Raw genomic sequence first — 1,179 nt, forward strand, 5'->3', positions numbered from 1 at the left:
TATAACTTCTTATAGCTCTTTCTCTCATTAAAACGATAAGATCACGCTATTCCATAAAAATAGCGATCGTAATAATGAGTATTTTTAACTTTATCAGTAAGATCGATGACCCGCGTTCTGATATCAATAAAAAGCATGAGTTAATGGATGTGATTTTTTTGGCTTTTGCTGCCGTGTTATGCGGGGCTTCTGGCTGGAAAGCGATTCAAGAGTTTGGTGAGATACAAATTGAGTGGCTTAAAAAATATACGCGCTTTACTCATGGCATTCCTCGTCGTCACTGTATTGCTAATATTATCAAAATGATAGAGCAGGATGCACTGGTTGAAGCCTTTTATGACTGGATCAACCAGCGCCGGGTCAAGGCAGGAAAAAGCCTTATCGCTATTGACGGAAAAACGATGAGAGGCACTTGCAAAGGCACCCTGTTTGAAGCTCTCCATGTGGTCAGTGCTTATGATGTCGAGTCCGGTGTTGCCCTATATCATCGGGTCGCAGAAAGTAAAGGGAAAGAAGGCCCAGTTGCAAGGCAACTCATTGAATTATTGGCGCTTGATGGGGCTGTAGTCACGATGGATGCCCTGCATTGTCAGAAAGAAACCCTTGAGTTAATTACCCAACGAGGCGGCGATTTTATTGTGGGTGTCAAAGGTAATCAAAAAAGTCTGGCTGAGTTTGTTAAATCCCATTTTGCTGCTCATTATGAAAGTCATGAACTTGTTGAATTTACAGAAAAAAGCAGAGGTCATGGACGAGAGGAGTTCCGTCATGTTATGCAAATTAGTGCGACGTTGTCAGAAGAATTTCAGGCAAAATGGCCTTCAATACAATCGGTTATCGAAGTGGTCAGTGAACGAAGTGTGAAAGGCCACCCCCCTCACCGTGATTCACGCGGGTATGTCAGTTCACTCCCTTTAGATGCGGAGCTAGCGGCCACGGCAATAAGAAAGCATTGGTCGGTGGAAAATGAGCTGCACTGGGTTTTGGACGTCACTTTTCGGGAAGATGCAATCTCGCTGAAAGCTCCTGATGGGGCGGCACAAATGGCCCTTTTTAATCGAATTGCATTAAATGTGATTAAACAAAATACCAGTATAAAGGACAGTCAGGCCGCTAAACGCCGAAGAGCAATGTGGTCAGCGGAATTCCGTAGTCAGCTTATATTTGATTAAACTTAAT

At 43.4% G+C, this 1,179-nt stretch carries 1 protein-coding gene; it reads left to right on the top strand.

The genetic code is table 11. The annotated features are described in order from the left end of the window. Window positions 1-74: 74 nt before the first annotated feature. The gene (locus Xenpb_RS19275) at window positions 75-1,172 is read left to right on the top strand and encodes an ISAs1 family transposase (protein ID WP_187655728.1); all 1,098 of its coding nucleotides are present in this window, start codon (window positions 75-77) and stop codon (window positions 1,170-1,172) included. Window positions 1,173-1,179 lie beyond the last annotated feature (7 nt).

The organism is Xenorhabdus sp. PB62.4, from assembly GCF_014467285.1.
Classification (GTDB): domain Bacteria; phylum Pseudomonadota; class Gammaproteobacteria; order Enterobacterales; family Enterobacteriaceae; genus Xenorhabdus.

What these genes read in the sequence shown, in the direction of transcription:
- Xenpb_RS19275 (WP_187655728.1), top strand. Translation starts at nt 75, where the DNA reads ATGAGTATTTTTAACTTTATCAGTAAGATCGATGACCCGCGTTCTGAT.